The organism is Rhodococcus koreensis (genome assembly GCF_017068375.1).
GTDB lineage: Bacteria > Actinomycetota > Actinomycetes > Mycobacteriales > Mycobacteriaceae > Rhodococcus_F > Rhodococcus_F koreensis.
In genome coordinates this window covers 2,106,004-2,122,681 of record NZ_CP070609.1, presented here as the reverse complement: position 1 = coordinate 2,122,681, position 16,678 = coordinate 2,106,004, and the positions used below count along the sequence as shown (strand labels likewise).

Annotated in this window: 19 protein-coding genes; 8 read left to right on the top strand and 11 right to left on the bottom strand. The window is 67.9% G+C overall.

Annotated features, from left to right (window positions below):
- Window positions 1-22 precede the first annotated feature (22 nt).
- Together fusA and tuf are read left to right on the top strand one after the other, a co-directional pair.
- Window positions 23-2,125 (top strand): elongation factor G, encoded by a 2,103-nt coding sequence (fusA, locus tag JWS14_RS09845; RefSeq protein WP_072940144.1) that lies wholly within the window; start codon window positions 23-25, stop codon window positions 2,123-2,125.
- A gap of 89 nt (window positions 2,126-2,214) precedes the next feature.
- Complete coding sequence (tuf, locus tag JWS14_RS09840; RefSeq protein WP_072940147.1) at window positions 2,215-3,405, top strand: elongation factor Tu; 1,191 nt, start codon at window positions 2,215-2,217, stop codon at window positions 3,403-3,405.
- A 70-nt stretch (window positions 3,406-3,475) separates the two neighbouring features.
- On the opposite strand, the gene JWS14_RS09835 is transcribed toward tuf, so the two are convergent.
- From JWS14_RS09835 to JWS14_RS09810, 6 genes are read right to left on the bottom strand one after another with little or no spacing between them, the layout of a single operon-like run.
- Window positions 3,476-3,736: a YciI family protein gene (locus tag JWS14_RS09835; RefSeq protein WP_241031307.1), complete on the bottom strand. Its 261-nt coding sequence runs from the start codon at window positions 3,734-3,736 to the stop codon at window positions 3,476-3,478.
- A 46-nt stretch (window positions 3,737-3,782) separates the two neighbouring features.
- Entirely contained in the window at window positions 3,783-4,358 is a 576-nt protein-coding gene (locus JWS14_RS09830; RefSeq protein ID WP_206013038.1) for a hypothetical protein, read from the bottom strand.
- The gene (locus tag JWS14_RS09825) at window positions 4,355-5,335 is read right to left on the bottom strand and encodes a DUF6286 domain-containing Asp23/Gls24 family envelope stress response protein (RefSeq protein WP_072940155.1); all 981 of its coding nucleotides are present in this window, start codon (window positions 5,333-5,335) and stop codon (window positions 4,355-4,357) included. The genes JWS14_RS09830 and JWS14_RS09825 overlap by 4 nt, the downstream gene beginning before the upstream one ends.
- Window positions 5,328-5,507, bottom strand: coding sequence for a hypothetical protein (locus JWS14_RS09820; protein WP_005252219.1), 180 nt, complete (start codon window positions 5,505-5,507; stop codon window positions 5,328-5,330). The genes JWS14_RS09825 and JWS14_RS09820 overlap by 8 nt, the downstream gene beginning before the upstream one ends.
- The gene (locus JWS14_RS09815) at window positions 5,504-5,818 is read right to left on the bottom strand and encodes an Asp23/Gls24 family envelope stress response protein (RefSeq protein WP_072940158.1); all 315 of its coding nucleotides are present in this window, start codon (window positions 5,816-5,818) and stop codon (window positions 5,504-5,506) included. The genes JWS14_RS09820 and JWS14_RS09815 overlap by 4 nt, the downstream gene beginning before the upstream one ends.
- Window positions 5,815-6,276 (bottom strand): Asp23/Gls24 family envelope stress response protein, encoded by a 462-nt coding sequence (locus JWS14_RS09810; protein WP_072940161.1) that lies wholly within the window; start codon window positions 6,274-6,276, stop codon window positions 5,815-5,817. The genes JWS14_RS09815 and JWS14_RS09810 overlap by 4 nt, the downstream gene beginning before the upstream one ends.
- 145 nt (window positions 6,277-6,421) lie before the next feature.
- Here JWS14_RS09810 and JWS14_RS09805 point away from each other — a divergent pair, with 145 nt between their 5' ends.
- From JWS14_RS09805 to JWS14_RS09795, 3 genes are read left to right on the top strand one after another with little or no spacing between them, the layout of a single operon-like run.
- Entirely contained in the window at window positions 6,422-7,045 is a 624-nt protein-coding gene (locus tag JWS14_RS09805; protein ID WP_338051539.1) for a hypothetical protein, read from the top strand.
- A complete protein-coding gene (locus JWS14_RS09800; RefSeq protein ID WP_072940164.1) occupies window positions 7,042-7,557 on the top strand; it encodes a twin-arginine translocation pathway signal in 516 nt (171 codons plus the stop codon). Before JWS14_RS09805 ends, JWS14_RS09800 begins: the two co-directional genes overlap by 4 nt.
- 11 nt (window positions 7,558-7,568) lie before the next feature.
- The gene (locus JWS14_RS09795) at window positions 7,569-8,018 is read left to right on the top strand and encodes a hypothetical protein (protein ID WP_072940167.1); all 450 of its coding nucleotides are present in this window, start codon (window positions 7,569-7,571) and stop codon (window positions 8,016-8,018) included.
- Between the two features lie 32 nt (window positions 8,019-8,050).
- Here JWS14_RS09795 and JWS14_RS09790 read toward each other — a convergent pair whose 3' ends face one another.
- Genes JWS14_RS09790 through pnuC form a run of 3 tightly spaced genes read right to left on the bottom strand, consistent with a single transcriptional unit; the run spans window position 8,051 to window position 10,481 of the window.
- Window positions 8,051-8,746 carry an NUDIX hydrolase gene (locus tag JWS14_RS09790; RefSeq protein WP_241031305.1) on the bottom strand — a complete coding sequence of 232 codons (696 nt, stop codon included), beginning with the start codon at window positions 8,744-8,746 and terminating at the stop codon, window positions 8,051-8,053.
- Between the two features lie 2 nt (window positions 8,747-8,748).
- The gene (locus JWS14_RS09785) at window positions 8,749-9,834 is read right to left on the bottom strand and encodes an AAA family ATPase (protein WP_072940442.1); all 1,086 of its coding nucleotides are present in this window, start codon (window positions 9,832-9,834) and stop codon (window positions 8,749-8,751) included.
- A gap of 5 nt (window positions 9,835-9,839) precedes the next feature.
- On the bottom strand, window positions 9,840-10,481 hold the full coding sequence (gene pnuC / locus JWS14_RS09780; protein WP_095862592.1) for a nicotinamide riboside transporter PnuC: 642 nt from the start codon (window positions 10,479-10,481) through the stop codon (window positions 9,840-9,842).
- Between the two features lie 149 nt (window positions 10,482-10,630).
- On the opposite strand from pnuC, the gene JWS14_RS09775 reads away from it, so the two are divergent.
- From JWS14_RS09775 to JWS14_RS09765, 3 genes are all read left to right on the top strand, one after another.
- Complete coding sequence (locus tag JWS14_RS09775) at window positions 10,631-11,806, top strand: acyl-CoA dehydrogenase family protein (RefSeq protein ID WP_206013037.1); 1,176 nt, start codon at window positions 10,631-10,633, stop codon at window positions 11,804-11,806.
- A gap of 9 nt (window positions 11,807-11,815) precedes the next feature.
- Window positions 11,816-12,943, top strand: coding sequence for an acyl-CoA dehydrogenase family protein (locus JWS14_RS09770; RefSeq protein ID WP_206013036.1), 1,128 nt, complete (start codon window positions 11,816-11,818; stop codon window positions 12,941-12,943).
- Window positions 12,944-13,127: 184 nt separating this feature from the next.
- Window positions 13,128-13,331 (top strand): hypothetical protein, encoded by a 204-nt coding sequence (locus tag JWS14_RS09765; RefSeq protein ID WP_012688808.1) that lies wholly within the window; start codon window positions 13,128-13,130, stop codon window positions 13,329-13,331.
- An 8-nt stretch (window positions 13,332-13,339) separates the two neighbouring features.
- On the opposite strand, the gene JWS14_RS09760 is transcribed toward JWS14_RS09765, so the two are convergent.
- Window positions 13,340-14,500: a VWA domain-containing protein gene (locus JWS14_RS09760; protein ID WP_072940179.1), complete on the bottom strand. Its 1,161-nt coding sequence runs from the start codon at window positions 14,498-14,500 to the stop codon at window positions 13,340-13,342.
- On the bottom strand, window positions 14,497-16,674 hold the full coding sequence (locus JWS14_RS09755) for a DUF5682 family protein (protein WP_206015958.1): 2,178 nt from the start codon (window positions 16,672-16,674) through the stop codon (window positions 14,497-14,499). Before JWS14_RS09755 ends, JWS14_RS09760 begins: the two co-directional genes overlap by 4 nt.
- Window positions 16,675-16,678 lie beyond the last annotated feature (4 nt).

Below are 16,678 nucleotides of genomic sequence, written 5' to 3'. Positions count from 1 at the left end.
GCTACGAGCGGGGAAGAATCCTGTGGCACAGGAAGTGCTGACCGACCTGAACAAGGTCCGCAACATCGGCATCATGGCGCACATCGATGCCGGCAAGACCACGACCACCGAGCGCATCCTGTTCTACACCGGTGTCAACTACAAGATCGGTGAGACGCACGACGGTGCCTCGACCACGGACTGGATGGAACAGGAGAAGGAACGCGGCATCACGATCACCTCTGCCGCGGTGACCTGCTTCTGGAACAACAACCAGATCAACATCATCGACACGCCGGGCCACGTCGACTTCACCGTCGAGGTGGAGCGTTCGCTCCGCGTGCTCGACGGCGCCGTCGCAGTGTTCGACGGCAAAGAGGGCGTCGAGCCCCAGTCGGAGCAGGTGTGGCGTCAGGCCGCCAAGTACGACGTTCCGCGCATCTGTTTCGTCAACAAGATGGACAAGATGGGCGCGGACTTCTACTTCACGGTCCAGACCATCATCGACCGCCTCGGCGCGAAGCCGCTCGTCCTGCAGCTGCCGATCGGCGCGGAAGACGACTTCGACGGTGTCGTCGACCTGGTCGAGATGAAGGCCATCACCTGGCGTGGCGTCGTGCCGACGGGTGCCGAGCCCACCATCGAGGAGATCCCGGCCGATCTGGCCGACAAGGCTGCCGAGTACCGCGAGAAGCTGCTCGAGACCGTTGCCGAGTCCGACGAATCTCTCATGGAGAAGTACTTCGCCGGTGAGGAACTCTCCATCGAGGAGATCAAGGGCGCCATCCGCAAGATGACGGTCGCCTCCGAGCTGTACCCGGTGCTGTGTGGTTCCGCGTTCAAGAACAAGGGTGTTCAGCCCATGCTCGACGCGGTCATCGACTACCTGCCGAACCCGCTGGACATCGGCGAGGTCCAGGGTCACGCCCTCGGCAACGAGGAAGAGATCCTCACGCGTAAGCCGAGCAAGGAAGAGCCGTTCTCGGCTCTGGCCTTCAAGATCGCTTCGCACCCGTTCTTCGGAAAGCTGACGTTCGTCCGCGTGTACTCCGGCCGGATCGATCCGGGCGCCCAGGTCATGAACGCGACCAAGGGTAAGAAGGAGCGCATCGGAAAGCTCTTCCAGATGCACGCCAACAAGGAGAACCCGGTCGACGAGGCCGTGGCCGGCCACATCTACGCGATGATCGGCCTGAAGGACACCACGACCGGTGACACCCTGTGTGCACAGGACGCCCCGATCGTGCTCGAGTCGATGAGCTTCCCGGACCCGGTCATCCAGGTCTCGATCGAGCCCAAGACGAAGTCCGACCAGGAGAAGCTGGGCACCGCGATCCAGAAGCTCGCCGAAGAGGACCCGACGTTCTCCGTCGAACTCGACGAAGAGACCGGCCAGACCGTCATCGGCGGCATGGGCGAGCTCCACCTCGACATCCTCGTCGACCGTATGCGTCGCGAGTTCAAGGTCGAGGCCAACGTCGGCAAGCCGCAGGTCGCCTACCGCGAGACCATCACCAAGAAGGTCGAGAAGCACGACTACACCCACAAGAAGCAGACGGGTGGATCGGGCCAGTTCGCCAAGGTGATCATCGCGCTGGAGCCGTTCGTCGGCGAAGACGGTGCCTCCTACGAGTTCGAGAACAAGGTCTCCGGTGGCCGCATCCCTCGCGAGTACATCCCCTCCGTGGATGCAGGCGCGCAGGACGCGATGCAGTACGGCGTTCTCGCCGGCTACCCGCTGGTGAACCTGAAGCTGTCGTTGCTCGACGGTGCGTACCACGACGTCGACTCGTCGGAAATGGCCTTCAAGGTCGCCGGTTCGCAGGCGCTGAAGGAAGCCGCCCGCAAGGCCGGCCCGGTCATTCTCGAGCCGCTCATGGCTGTCGAGGTCACCACACCCGAGGAGTACATGGGTGACGTGATCGGCGACCTGAACTCCCGCCGTGGCCAGATCCAGGCCATGGAGGAACGCAGTGGTGCCCGTGTCGTGAAGGCGCTGGTTCCGCTCTCGGAGATGTTTGGTTACATCGGTGATCTGCGGTCGAAGACCCAGGGCCGGGCGAACTTCTCCATGGTGTTCGATTCCTACGCAGAGGTTCCCGCGAACGTCTCGAAGGAAATCATCGCCAAGGCGACCGGCGAGTAACCTCGGTTCCAGCCGGCCGAAGCACGACCCAGTAATAACAACCGCACTGCTGCATACCGCAAGCATCAATCAGTCCAGGAGGACACACAGTGGCGAAGGCGAAGTTCGAGCGGACGAAGCCGCACGTGAACATCGGCACCATCGGTCACGTCGACCACGGCAAGACCACGCTGACCGCGGCCATCACCAAGGTTCTGCACGACGCGTACCCGGATCTCAACGAGGCCTCGGCCTTCGACGAGATCGACAAGGCTCCTGAGGAGAAGGCTCGCGGTATCACGATCAACATCTCGCATGTTGAGTACCAGACCGAGAAGCGCCACTACGCGCACGTCGATGCTCCCGGTCACGCCGACTACATCAAGAACATGATCACCGGTGCGGCGCAGATGGACGGCGCCATCCTCGTGGTCGCGGCCACCGACGGCCCGATGCCCCAGACGCGTGAGCACGTGCTGCTCGCCCGCCAGGTCGGCGTGCCGTACATCCTCGTCGCCCTGAACAAGGCCGACATGGTGGACGACGACGAGATCATCGAGCTCGTCGAGATGGAGGTCCGTGAGCTCCTCGCTGCGCAGGAGTTCGACGAGGAAGCTCCCGTCGTCAAGGTCTCCGCACTGAAGGCGCTCGAGGGCGACCCGGAGTGGACCAAGAACATCCTCGAGCTCATGGCTGCGGTCGACGAGTCGATCCCGGACCCGGTCCGCGAGACCGACAAGCCGTTCCTCATGCCCGTCGAGGACGTCTTCACGATCACCGGTCGTGGCACCGTCGTCACCGGTCGTATCGAGCGTGGCCAGGTCAACGTCAACGAAGAGGTCGAGATCGTCGGCATCAAGGAGACGGTCACCAAGACCACGGTCACCGGTATCGAGATGTTCCGCAAGCTCCTCGACTCGGGCCAGGCCGGTGACAACGTCGGTCTGCTGGTTCGTGGTATCAAGCGCGAAGATGTCGAGCGTGGACAGGTTGTCGTCAAGCCCGGCACCACCACCCCGCACACCGAGTTCGAGGGCCAGGCGTACATCCTGTCCAAGGACGAGGGCGGCCGCCACACGCCGTTCTTCAACAACTACCGTCCGCAGTTCTACTTCCGTACCACGGACGTGACGGGCGTTGTGACGCTGCCCGAGGGCACCGAGATGGTCATGCCCGGTGACAACACCGAGATGTCCGTCAAGCTGATCCAGCCCGTCGCCATGGACGAGGGCCTGCGCTTCGCGATCCGCGAAGGCGGCCGTACCGTCGGCGCCGGCAAGGTCACGAAGATCAACAAGTGATCTAGCTTCACCAACGCCGATGGCGCTCACCCTCCGGGGTGGGCGCCATCGGCGTTTTCGGGGTTCTGCGTCAGCGGTAGTTCAGCGCGTCCCATTCCCGGATGTCGCTGGGATGGGCGATCCCTTCGAGGACGAACGGGTCGCGTGCGATGAACTGTTCCGCCCGCTCACGGCTGGTGAACAGCGCCATGGACCCGTTGCTCGCCGGGTCGTCGAACGGTCCGATTCCGAGGATCCCGCCTTCCGCGGCGAACGCGTCGAGGTACTCACGGTGCCGTGGATAGACTTCCGGGATCCGGGCGGCGGCGGACGGATCGGTTGTGTAGAACACGACGTACTCCATGGCGGAGAACCTACCGAGACCGGGACTTCCCGTGTCAGTTTTCGACGTGTACCGGGTGGTCGGCGCGGTCGAGGTGGAGCAGCACCTGGGTGGCGACCTGCTCACCGCCGAGCGTCGACGCGACCCATGATGCGACGTCCTCGGACTTGCGGGTGAAGTCGTGGATGTCGAGGGTGGGGTCGGCGGTCACGACGATCGACAGGGTGGGGAGTCCGCGTTCGACGACGGCGCGGGCCCGCGTCTGCCGGACTCCGGGGTACTGGGCGAGTTCGCTGGCGACCCCGTTGGCGAGGGAGCCCAGGTCGACGGTGACGTAGGTGCCCGATTCGCGATCCGGGACTGCGACGGCGGACGTGCGTCGCCGGGTGAGGTCCAGCGCGAGGACCACGATCCCGAAGACCAGTCCCACGACGACCGTCGCGGCGAGGGCCCAGCCCCACCAGCCCTGGTCGGGAAGCGCGGTGACGCGTGCGCGGTCGTACCGCGACACCCATTCCCGGACGATCGGAACCTGCAGGTCCCAGGCGATGGCGTAGGCGCCGAATCCGAGGAGCGCGAGCCCGACGAGCAGGACGATCAGCCGGTTGACGGCGGCGGTCCGATGCGTCACGGCTTCACCTGCACTCGGAGTTCGGGGGACGTGCCGAGCAGCGACAGCGTCGGTTCGACGGCCTCGCGGACGGAGATGGCCACGTCTGCGGCGGGTGTCGACTCGGTGCGCACCACGCGGACGGTGACGTGCTTGCGGTCGACTGTCGTGTGCGCCGACAGCACCCCGGGGACCGTGTTGGCGTGACTACTGGAATTGCGGGCGAGGTCGGTGGGGCGCAGCCAGACGATCGGGGTGTCGCCCACCGCGAGGGGCAGATGGGTGCGCGGCCGCGGTTTGAGGGCGGCGACGATGAACACGATTCCCAGCACGATCGCGCCGACGGCGACGGGGACGATCCAATCGGACCAGTGCAGCCTGCCCAGCCATTGCGCGGTGTTGCGGATCCAGGGCGCGTTGGCGAACGTGCCGCGCATGATGAGCAGTTCACGCGCGGCGACGACCGCGAGGCCGAGGGCGGCGACGGCGACGATGATCGCGGCGGGCACGGCGGCGGGTGTCGCGCGCGGCGTGCGGGGCCGGATCGGCGCCACCGGGAGGGGCGGCACCGCCGGATCGCCCTGTTCGGAGTAGAGGCTGTCGGCGCCGCTGTCTTCGGGTGCCGCGGATTCCGTTCCGACGACCACGATGTTGAGTTCGATGACCGGCATGCCGGTCATCTGCTCGACCTGGCGGTGCACCTGTGCGCGGAGCCTGCGGTTGAGGAGATCGAGCCGGCACGGCCACTGCACCGCGATGTACAGGTTGATCGCGACGGCGTCCGCACCCGTCGAGACGTCGGCGCGGGGGAGTTCTCTGCCCGTCAGCCGGGACAGTCCGCCGGACTGCTTGACGACGCCGGGTACTTGGAGCGCTGCGGCGACGGCGATCTTCACGACGGCGCGTTCCTTGATGACCAATTCGCCGCGCTGGGCGGTGTCGTCGAGCGCAGCGTCGTCCCGGGGTCCGGCGGGGGGTGCGGTGGACGGTTCAGCCACGGCCGCGGCTTCGGAGGATGGCGCCGAGATCGAGGTGCCCGTCGCGGTGCGCGCCCACGGCCATGCCCAGTGCGCCGAGCAGGACGGCGAAGACGAATCCGCTGAAACCGCCGAGGATGCCGGCGATGGCGAGGAGTAATCCAACGATCAGGCCTGTGATTGTGCTGTTCATTGAGCGTGTCCTGTCTCTGTCAGGAGATCTTCGATGATCACGTCGACGGGGACGTCCACCAGTGATTCCACTGCGGCCCGCACCCTTTCGGCGGTGTCGACGACGTTGGCGGGGTAGCGCGCCGCGAGATGGACGGCACAGGACGTGGGGCCGACGGTCACCCCGGTCACCCGGCGTCCGGGCAGGTACGTCGCGACTTCGCCGAACGCGCCGCCGTGCATCGCTGCCACTCCGGGGGTCGCGAGGACGGCGGCCACGATGCGTTCGGAGATGTCCTCCGCGTGAGTGTCCGGTGGGAGCGGTCCGGTCACTGCACCCTCGGTTTGCCGTCGAGTTCGGACGCGGCCTCGGATTCGTCGAAGAGCATGACGTCGAAGACGGTGATGTTCACTTCGGTCACTTCGAGTCCGGTCATGCGCTCGACGGCCGCGATGACGTTGCGTCGGATGCCGACCGCGAGTTCGTGCAGTGCAACACCGTATTCGGCGACGATGCCGATGTCGATGGCGGCCTGTTTCTCCCCGACTTCGACGGCGACGCCCTGGGCGTGGTTGACGCGGGCGCCGGGGATCCGGTCCCGGAGGGCGCCGACGGCGCGTGCGGTGCCGCCGCCCACGTCGTAGACGCCGTTGATCTCACGGGTGGCGATACCGGCGATCTTGGCGACGACGGCGTCCGCGATGATGGTCCGTCCCTGGGAACTGACGAGTTCCGGAGTCGCCCCGGCACCGAACTGCACGCGGCTGCGTGCGCCTGAATCGCTGGTCATCGTGGATCCCCTTCGAGTCGCCTGCCTTCTCCTCAACAGTAATGATCACCGACGGTACGCGGGGTCTCCCACGCGCCTTTCCGCCCGCGGATCTGTCCGGATACCGGTGCGAAAAATATTTGATATGACTACCCGGTACCATAGCGTGATCCAGGTAACAGAGGTACGGCACGACGGAAGGAATCCCATGGCGGAAGTGGCCCCCGACCAGGACGCTGCCCCCAGTGAGGAGGCCGCTTCCAGTGAGGACGCTGCTTCCGGTGAGGGCACTGCCCCCGGGCCCCGGACGCCGGCCGTCACCGCAGGTGTGGCGGTTCTGTCCGTTCTCGCGCTCGCGTTCCTCGCGGTGAGCGGCTACTTCGGCTACACGCACTGGCAGGCGGAGCGGGCGGCGCAGCAGCGGTCCGAGATCGTGGACGCCGCGAGCCAGGGCGTCGTGAATCTGACGACGATGGACTTCCAGCGGGCCGACGAAGACGTGCAGAAGGTGCTCGACGGCTCGGCGGGAGAATTCCGCGACGAATTCGAGGCCCGGTCCAAGGATCTCATCGCCGTCATGCAGGAGGCCCAGGTCAAATCGGTCGGGGAGGTGCGCCAGGCCGCGATCGAGAGGCAGGACGGCGACTCCGCCGACGTGCTCGTCGCGGTCGCCCAGAAGGTGTCGAATGCGGGCGGGGCCGCAGAGGAACCGCGTAGTCAGAGAATGCGGGTCACGATGCAACTCGAGGACGGCACGTACAAGATCGTGAAGGCGGGGTTCGTGCAGTGAGTACCGACGCATCGCCGAAGTCGCGCAGGCTCCTCCTGATCCTGGGTGCGCTCACCGTGGTCACGGCCGTGCTGGCCGGGGTGCTGTACTTCACGCTCTACCGGCCCGGCCAGCGCGTCGACGACACCGTCCGCGCCGCCGTCACCGACACCGCTTCGCAGGGCGCGATCGCTCTGCTGTCGTACGGTCCGGACACGGTGGAGAACGACGTCGGCGCCGCGAAGGAGCGCCTGACGGGGGAGTTCCTCGACTATTACACGCAGTTCACGACGGACGTCGTCGTCCCGGCGGCGAAGGAGAGCCGGGTCGCCACGCAGGCGACGGTGGCCGCGTCCGGTCCGGTCGAGGTGGCGGCCGACACGGCGACGGTGCTGCTGTTCGTCAACCAGAGCACCACCAGCGCCGGGAAACCGGAACCGGCGGTGACGGCGACGAGCATTTCCGTCGAGCTGACCAAATCCGGCGACGACTGGCTGATCTCCGGCTTCGATCCCGTCCAGGCCCACGGGTAGCGTTGGCGCCCATGAGCACTCTTCGAGAGGTCGGCGACCGCGAGTCGTGGCGCTGTTGGTTGTGTGACGAACCGGTGGATCCCGACATGTCGGTCAACGACCCGCGCGGCCCCAGCATCGACAGTGTCGTCACCGCGAAGAAGGCCAAGGCGAAGGGCGGCGTCGAACGCCTCGCTCACCGCGCGTGCAACACCAAGAAGGGCGCCGTCAAACCGGTGGTGCCGTGGCCCGACCGGTTGTTCGTCGTCGACCCCGCCCCGATCATCGGCGTCGTCGAACAACTCGGCCGCAAGGGCGGCCGGGTGGCGGTGGCGCGGTGCCCGGGCAAGTCGGATGCGGAGGACGCGTCGGAGTGGTTGCTCGACCGGTTGTCCCGTCTCGCACCGGAACTGGACGTCGAGACGCAGATCGACGCGGCCGGTGGCGCGTTTCTGCTCGTTCTGCGGCTCCGCCACCCGTGAGTACTTCTTAACCGCCGGCGGTTAACAAGTACTCACGGGCGGGGGATCGGCGGGTGCAGGGTGGTGGCGTCGCCCGGCCGGTACAGCTGGGCGCGCCTGCCGCCCGTGGATGCGGCGTCGGCGACGCCCTCGACGGGTTCGACGAACCCCCGCGTTCCCAGGACCTTGCGGCGGAAGTTCGCGCGGTCCCACGTCACGTCCCACACGGCCTCGTACACCGTCTGGAGGTCCCGGATCGAGAACGGAGACTCCACGAAATGGGTTGCCAAAGTGGTGTATTCGAGTTTCGACCGCACCCGCTCGAGGGCGTCGGCGAGGATCTGCGCGTGGTCGAACGCCAGCGACTCGCGGGACGCGTCCTCGACCGGCATCCAGTAGGCGTCGGCGGCGTCGGAACCGGCGGACGGCTCCGGCAGGTTCGGCGCGAACGCCACGAACACCACCGACACGACGCGCATGCGCGGGTCGCGGCCCGGCTCGCTGTACGTCGCCAACTGCTCGAGGTGACCGGGAAAGCTGTCGAGTCCGGTCTCCTCCGCCAGTTCGCGTCGCGCCGCGACGTCCGCCGATTCGTCGGCGTGAACGAAACCGCCGGGCAGCGCGGGCATCCCCTGGAACGGTTCCTCTCCCCGCCGCACCAGCAGGACCGACAGCGAGGGGCCGCGCAGCGTGAACATCGCGAGATCGACGGTCACGGCGAACGGTGGGTAGTCGGTTGCGTCGTACACTGTCAGCCTCCCAGTGGTGCGGCGAACGTCGATCGGTGGGCGAGTGCCTGTTCAGTGACCTGCGTCGCGAGGTCGAGACGCTCTGCCTGGCTCCCGGTCAGCATCACCCACGACCGCCCGGCGGCGGTGAGTGCATCGACGAACCACTCTGTCATCTCCTCCCGGATCGACTCTCCGTCACGCAACCCATCCTGCACGAAGGGGACACCGACGTGGTCGGTAATGAGGTACAGGGCATGGCGGCCCGGCCGGTGGTCGTGCGCCCGGGTGCTGTCGGGGCCGAGGTAGCGCCGCTCCCACACGGTGGTGGCTTCTGCGTCGGTGTCGCAGATCGTCAGGGGCGACCCCGACCGCGCCGCCGCCTCTTCCCACTCGTTCTGGATGCGGGCGATGTCGGCGAAATCCTGCCCGATCCAGACGAGGTCGTCGACGCCGGCGGACGCGTCGGCGACGCGGGCTCTCGCCAGCTTGTCGGCGGTTGCCGTGCGACCGTATTCGGGAACCCAGTGCGTGCGCCGCCAGATCCCGCCGCGGGCGCGGAAGCGCTGCGCCAGCGCATGACTGACGGTGGTGGTCCCGGTGGATTCCGCGCCGAGCACCACGATCCGGGTGGTGAGCAGTGCCTGCGCGGGCGCGTCGAGGTGTTCCCAATTGCCGGCGAGGTCGCCTCGACAGGCGGTTCCCGAAATCGGGAACCGGACCCGCTCGGGGTCGACGGGGACATGGACGGCGTCGAACCAGCGGGCGAGGTCGTCGCCGTACTTCTCGCTCGACACGACCACGTCGACGGCGATTCCGGTGACCTGGCGCACCGCGGCGCGCATGCACGCCACCTGGGCGGCCCACACCGGTCGCGACGCCAGGTCCATCGGGGCGTCGCACGCGATGCCGGTCACGGTCACCGTGCGGTCGCCCGCATGCGATTCGGCGAGGCAGGACACTCTGTCCGCCAAGGGAATCGACTCGACCCGGGACGCCATCACCACCACCGTCACCCGGGCGGCTACCCGCGCCGCCTCCCGGATCAGCAGGTGGTGCCCGGCGTGCGGGGGATAGAACTTTCCGATCACGAGCGCGTGGTCGCGCATTGCGGTCACCTGCTCGCGGTCGTCGCGAGGGCGGGGAGTCCCGAGGACCTGCGCCACTCGAGGAGACCGCGGACGCAGAGCACGAGGAAGCCGACGTACAGCAGGGCCGTCAGCGTCAGACCCTTGTGCAGGTAGAGCGGGACGTAGACCAGATCGGCCGCAATCCACAGCAGCCACGATTCCCAGCGCTTGTTCACCTGTCCCCAGGTGGCCAGCAGCGAGAGGGCTGTGGTGACGGCGTCCCAGAACGGGACCGTGGACGACGTCGCCGTGTGCAGGAGCACGGTCAAGGCGGCGGTGCCGACGATGCCGGTCCCGGCGAGCCACCTCCATTCCTCCGGCGACGTCCCGGTGACGGGCAACGGGTTGCCGGCGCGACCGCGGATCCACCGGATCCACCCGGCCACGGCGAGCGCGATGTAGACCAGTTGGAGGGCCGAGTCGGCGAAGAGTCCGGCTGCGTAGAACAGCAGGATCCAGACCAGGTTGTTCGCGATTCCGATCGGCCAGTTCCAGGTGGACTGCCGGGCGACGAGCCAGACGCACACGGCGCCCGACGCGAAACCGAGCACTTCGGCCCAGCTCGTCGTCGTCCCGAACGACGTCACCGCGGCCGAATTGAGCCAGTCGACGAGTAGTGCGATCACGGGAACTCCTTGTAGTCGTAGTGACTACGAAACGGTATCACTGATGTGGTCATTGTGACTACAACTGGGGATGTCGTGGTGTCCCGCGGGAGGTGGGGGTACCGTCGGGACCAGAACATGAATCCGACCTCGAGTGCGAAGGAATTCCGATGAATCTGGCCCTGACCGACGAGGAGCTGGCGTTCCGCGACGAGATGCGAACGTTCTTCACCACACAGATTCCGGCGGAGATCCGCGAGCGGTATGCGCGGGGCGAAGAAGTGGGGAAAGAAGGCTTCATCGAGTCTCAGCGGATTCTGAACGCCAACGGGCTCGCGACGCCGCACTGGCCGGTCGAGTGGGGCGGCCGCGACTGGACGCCGGTGCAGAAGCACATCTGGCTCGACGAGCTGCAGCTCGCGTCGGTGCCCGAGCCGCTCGCGTTCAACACCAGCATGGTGGGCCCCGTCATCGCGGCGTTCGGTTCGCAGGAGCAGAAGGAGAAGTTCCTTCCCGCGACCGCCAACCTCGACATCTGGTGGTGCCAGGGATTTTCCGAGCCCGAGGCCGGTTCCGACCTCGCGTCGCTGAAGACCCGCGCCGTCCGCGACGGCGACGACTACGTGATCAACGGCCAGAAGACGTGGACCACCCTCGCGCAGCACGCAGACTGGATCTTCGTCCTCGCCCGCACCAACCCGGATGCCCCCAAGAAGCAGGCCGGCATCTCGTTCATCCTCGTCGACCTGAAGACGCCCGGCGTCACAGTGCGCCCGATCAAGCTGATCGACGGAGGCCACGAGGTCAACGAGGTCTTCTTCGAGGACGTGCGCGTGCCCGCCGAGAATCTCGTGGGTGAGGAGAACCAGGGCTGGAGCTACGCCAAGTTCCTGCTCGGCAACGAGCGCGCCGGCGTCACCCGCCTGGGATTCTCCAAGGTCCGGCTCGCGCAGGCGAAGAAGCGCGCCGCGGAGATCTCGGTCGGCGAGGGGACGCTGCTCGACGACCCGCTGTTCGCCGCCCGCATCGCGGAACTGGAGAACGAGATCATCGCGCTCGAGCTCACCCAGCTGCGGGTCGTCGCGAGTTCGGCCGACGGCAAGCCGAACCCGGCGTCGTCGCTGCTGAAGCTGCGCGGGTCCGAACTGCAGCAGGCGACACTCGAACTGCTGACCGACGTCGCGGGCCCCGACTCCCTACCCTTCGCCGCCGGTGACGGCATCTCCTCACCGCTCTGGGCGCAGCGGACGGCACCGACCTATCTGAACTACCGCAAGGTTTCCATCTACAGCGGATCGAGCGAAGTGCAGCGCAGCATCATCGCCTCCTCGATCCTCGGATTGTGAGGGCGTGACATGGACTTCGACCTGACCGACGAACAGAAACTGCTGCGCGACACCACCCGCGAACTGCTGGGGCGCAGCTACGACGCGGAGAAGCGCAACGCTGTCACCGATACCGAGCAGGGGTGGAGCCCGCAGGTCTGGAAGCAACTCGCCGAGGTGGGGCTGCTCGGCCTGAGCTTCGACGAGGAAGACGGGGGAATGGGCGCCGGACCCGTCGAGGTGGCATCGGTGATGACCGAGATAGGCCGCCGCCTCGCCCCCGAACCGGTCCTCGACGCCGTGCTCGTGCCGGGCGGTCTGATCGCTGCGGCCGGCAGTACGGAGCAGCGTCGCCGGATTCTCCCGGACGTGTCCGAGGGCACCCTCCTGCTGGCCTTCGCCGATCGGGAACCGGGCGTGCGCTGGCCGTCGGCCCGGGTGTCCACGACCGCGACGAAGGACGGCGACGCGTGGACCCTGACAGGTACGAAGAATCCTGTTCCGCACGGTGGCGGCGCGAACATGCTGGTCGTCAGCGCGACACTCCCGGACGGCGGGGTCGGACTGTTCCTCGTCGACGGCGACGCCACCGGCCTGACCCGCACCCCCTACGCGACCCACGACGGACTGCGGGCCGCGCAGGTGGAACTGTCCGGCACCCCGGCCGAGCCGCTCGGTGCGGGCGGCGACGCGGCTGCGGCGATCGAGGGCGCACACATCCGGGCGCAGGCGGCACTGTGCGCGGAGGCCGTCGGCGCGATGGAGGAGGCGTTGCGGCTGACGACCGAGTACCTGAAGACCCGCAAGCAGTTCGGCGTCCCGATCGCGAAGTTCCAGACACTCACCCACCGTGCGGCAGACATGTACGTGCTGCTGGAACTGGCCCGCAGCATGAGTCTCTACGCCACGATGTCGCTGGCCGACGGAACCGTGGACCCGGTGGTCGCGTCCCGCGCCAAACTGCAGATCGGCCGGTCGGCCCGGACGATCGGGCAGGAAGCGATCCAGATGCACGGCGGCATCGGCATGACCGCCGAGTACCCGGTCGGGCACTACGTGAGCCGGCTGACCGCCATCGAGCACACCCTCGGCGGCTCCGACGACCACCTGCGCGTGCTCGCGGCGGCGACGACCCAGGGCACCGTCAGCATCATCTAGCCCACCCGTGAGTACTTGTTAACCGCGGGCGGTTAACAAGTACTCACGGGGGCAGGTCTCGGATTGGTATCGGAAAGAGCGTTTTCGACGTGTCGCACGAGGACCCCAGTGTGACGCAGCTAACGTTCTGCGCGCACATCAGAACTCACGGGGGATGTACGTATCTCGGTGAAGGAGCGTTGTCATGGGGTCCGGTCCAGTCAAAGCGATCATGTGGAGCCTGCTCGTCGTGGGACTCGTCGGTGCGGGAGTCGGGATCTCCGAACTGCACGTCCCGTGGACGGTCGCGTCGTTGATCGTCGCGTCGGTGTCCGGCCTGGTCCTGCTCAGGATCCGTGCCGACGCACACCCCGAACTGCACAGCGAGCGCCGGATGGCTGCCGGCTGACCCCGCCGTCACCCCTGCTGGAGCCCGTCCGCCCACCTGCCGATGTCGCCGCGTTCCAGTGCGAGCGCCAGCAGTTCCGGGAATGTGTCCGGTGTGCAGGCGAACGCGGGAATGCCGAGCGCACCGAGGGCCGCCGCGTTGTCGTGATCGAACGACGGGGCGCCGTCGTCGGACAGGGCGAGCAGCACCACCACCTGGACACTCGCGTTCTTCATCGCCGCCATCCGGCGGAGCATCTCCGCGCGGATCCCGCCCTCGTACAGGTCGGAGATCAGCACGAACAACGATTCCGCCGGCCTGTCGATCAGTGACTGGCTGTAGGCGATGGCCCGGTTGATGTCGGTGCCGCCGCCGAGTTGCGTGCCGAACAGCACGTCGACGGGATCGGACAGCTTGTCGGTGAGGTCGACGACTGCCGTGTCGAACACGACCAGCGACGTCTTCAGCGCGCGCATCGACGCGAGCACCGCGCCGAACACGGACGCGAACACGACGCTCGACGCCATCGAGCCGGACTGGTCGATGGCGAGGACGACGTCGCGCTGCACGGCCTGCGATCGGCGGCCGTAGCCGAGCAACCGCTCCGGCACCACCGTCTTGTGCTCGGGCAGGTAGTGCGCGAGGTTGGCGCGGATGGTGCGATTCCAGTCGATGTCGCGGTGCCGGGGATTGGTGATTCGGGCGGAGCGGTTGAGGGCACCGGTGACGGCGGTTCTGGTCTTCTGCGCGATCCGGTCCTCCACCTCCCGGACCACCTTCTCGACGACCATCCGGGCGGTGGCCTTGCTGGTCTCGGGCATCACCCGGTTGAGGCTCAGGAGGGTGCCGACGAGGTGGACGTCCGGTTCGACGGCGTCGAGCAGTTCGGGTTCGAGGAGCAGTTGGGTGAGGCCGAGCCGGTCGATGGCGTCCTTCTGCATCACCTGCACGACGCTGCTCGGGAAGTAGGTGCGGATGTCGCCGAGCCAGCGTGCGACCTTCGGTGCCGATCCGCCGAGACCCGCAGTGCGCCGGCGGCTTTTCGACCCGTCGCTGCTGGTGTCGTACAGCGCGGCCAGTGCGCCGTCCATCGCCGCGTCCGTCCTGGACGCCAGTCCGCCGGTGGATTCCTCGGCGGCGTTGCCGAGCAGGAGTCGCCACCGACGTAGCCGCTCCGCGTCTTCGGTCACGACGTCACCCCCAGGATGTCGGCGACGGTGCGGATCGCGACGGTGCCGCGCCGGGCATCGACCTCGGCGGGGGTCTCGGCCGTGGAGCCACCCTCGACGGACTGTCCGATGGCCCGGCGTTCCCCGGTCTCGAAGCTGCCGAACGTGCGCCGCAGCAGCGGCAGCACGTCGACGAAATCCTGCTCGCGCAGCCCCGACACCCACCCGTCGAGCAGTCGCAGCAGTTGCCGGTCGTGGACCAGCAGCAGCCCTCCGCCGCCGAGGAAGCCGTCGACCCACCCGGCCTTGGCCGACGGGTCGGCGCCCACGGACAGCGCCCGCGACAGCCGGGTGGCGGCCTCGGTTTCGTTGACGGCGCCCGCGTCGCGGAGTAGTCGGACCATGCGCCCGATCACGAGGCCGTTCACGTCGGTGCGGTCGACGAGGCCGGTGAGCGTGCCGAGCCACCGCGCCGACGCACGGTCGTCGTCGCGCAACATCACCGCCGCGTGGACGTCGTCGACGGCGCGGCGCAGGTCGAGGGCACTGTCGTCGTCCAAACCGGACATCGCCGACGGCAGTCCCGCGCAGATACGGACGAGGAGGCTGTCGGTGACGCGGGTGAGGGACGAGACGTCGGTGCCGCGGACGTCGCCGTACCGCAGGGTGCGGGTCAGCGCGGGCAGCGCGTCCATCAGGTGCATGACGTCGTGGTCGAGCGTGGCCGCGGTCTCCAGCGCGCGCAACAGTTCGGCCAGGGCGTCGCCGAGATCCGACAGCAGCGCCTGCTCGAGCAGCCCGGTGAGCCGGGCGAGGGAGACGTCGCCGGCCGCCGCCTCCTCACGGACCTTCGCCGTCGCCGCGGCCTCGACGGTGGTGCCCCACAGCGACGCCTCGATGATCGACACCGCCAGTTCGGGTTGCCAGGTGAGCGACCACGTCTCACGGAACGTGCCGGTGCCGCGGACGTCGCTGTCGGCCGGGGTGCCCCAGTCGACACCGAGGATCTGCAGGCGGTGCAGGAGCCGGGACCGCGCGACGTCGTTGTCCCGGCGGAGGTCGAGGTCGATGGTCTTCTCGGTGGCCTGCTGCTTCAGGCGCAGGGTCTTCGCCCGGGCACGCAGGTCGGCGTCGAGCGGAACGGTCGGGGTGTCGTCGGGGACGGCGCCGAGGGCCTCGCCGACGACGAGGCGACGCGTGATCAGGTCGAGCAGGACGTCGTCCCCGTCGCACATCACGGCGCGGGTGGCTTCGGTGACCTCGGAGAGTCCGGCCAGCGGCCGCGCCCGCAACGCGGCCAACGTGTCTGCGAGACGGACGGATTCGATGACGTGTGCACTCGACACGGGAAGGTCCTCGTCCCGCAGCACCCGCGCGACCTTCGTGAGCCACCGGGTGATCGTGCGGTCCGGGGCGGTGAACAGGTGGTGATACCAGCCGGGGGAGGTGATGCCGGCGCCGTATCCGGACGCCGTGGACAGCCGCGAATGCGTCCACGGCACCCACGTCAGCGAGGTCTTGATCTTGGGGATTCCCTTGAGGATTCGCGCGTCCGCGGTGGCCGGTCCGAGGGGTCCGGCGAGTGCCGGGGCGTGCCAGGCGCCGCACACCACCGCGATCCGCACGGCACCGCCCTTGATCACCTTCCGCAGGGTCTGGCGCATGTACGCCTCGCGTCTGCTGGTGGGTTCGTCGAGTTCGACGGTGCCGCGCAGCGCGGTCATGGCGTCGGTGATCGCGTCGAACGAGTCGGCCCCCGAACCGGATTCGATGACGGCGTCCCACCAGCGTTCGGTGTCGTCGTAGCCGGCCGCCGCGGCCAGCGCCGCCAGTGGATCCTCGGAACGGGACTCGGCGCGGTCGGCGGCGAGGGTGTTGGCGGCCGGAAGGTCGCAGAAGCGCACGTCGACGCCGTGTCCGGCCGCCCACGACAGCGCCTGCCACTCCGGGGAGAACACGGCGAACGGCCAGAACGCCGCCGTCCGGGGTTCGCCGGTGGCATACGCGAGCAGCGCCACCGGGGGTTCCATGGTGCCGGACGCGGTCAACGCGACCAGCGGATCGGCGTCGGCGGGCCCTTCGATCAGGACGGCGTCGGGGACGAACTCGTCGAGCGCGCGACGCACCGATCGTGCGGAACCGGGCCCGTGGTGGCGGATGCCGAAGACTCGGACGTCGCCCGCCGGCGGGCTCATCGCC

Coding starts and splice junctions, on each gene's coding strand:
- JWS14_RS09820 (WP_005252219.1), bottom strand. CDS start 5,507: ATGAACAGCACAATCACAGGCCTGATCGTTGGATTACTCCTCGCCATC.
- JWS14_RS09810 (WP_072940161.1), bottom strand. CDS start 6,276: ATGACCAGCGATTCAGGCGCACGCAGCCGCGTGCAGTTCGGTGCCGGG.
- JWS14_RS09795 (WP_072940167.1), top strand. CDS start 7,569: ATGAGCACTCTTCGAGAGGTCGGCGACCGCGAGTCGTGGCGCTGTTGG.
- JWS14_RS09785 (WP_072940442.1), bottom strand. CDS start 9,834: ATGCGCGACCACGCGCTCGTGATCGGAAAGTTCTATCCCCCGCACGCC.
- JWS14_RS09775 (WP_206013037.1), top strand. CDS start 10,631: ATGAATCTGGCCCTGACCGACGAGGAGCTGGCGTTCCGCGACGAGATG.
- JWS14_RS09770 (WP_206013036.1), top strand. CDS start 11,816: ATGGACTTCGACCTGACCGACGAACAGAAACTGCTGCGCGACACCACC.
- JWS14_RS09765 (WP_012688808.1), top strand. CDS start 13,128: ATGGGGTCCGGTCCAGTCAAAGCGATCATGTGGAGCCTGCTCGTCGTG.
- JWS14_RS09755 (WP_206015958.1), bottom strand. CDS start 16,674: ATGAGCCCGCCGGCGGGCGACGTCCGAGTCTTCGGCATCCGCCACCAC.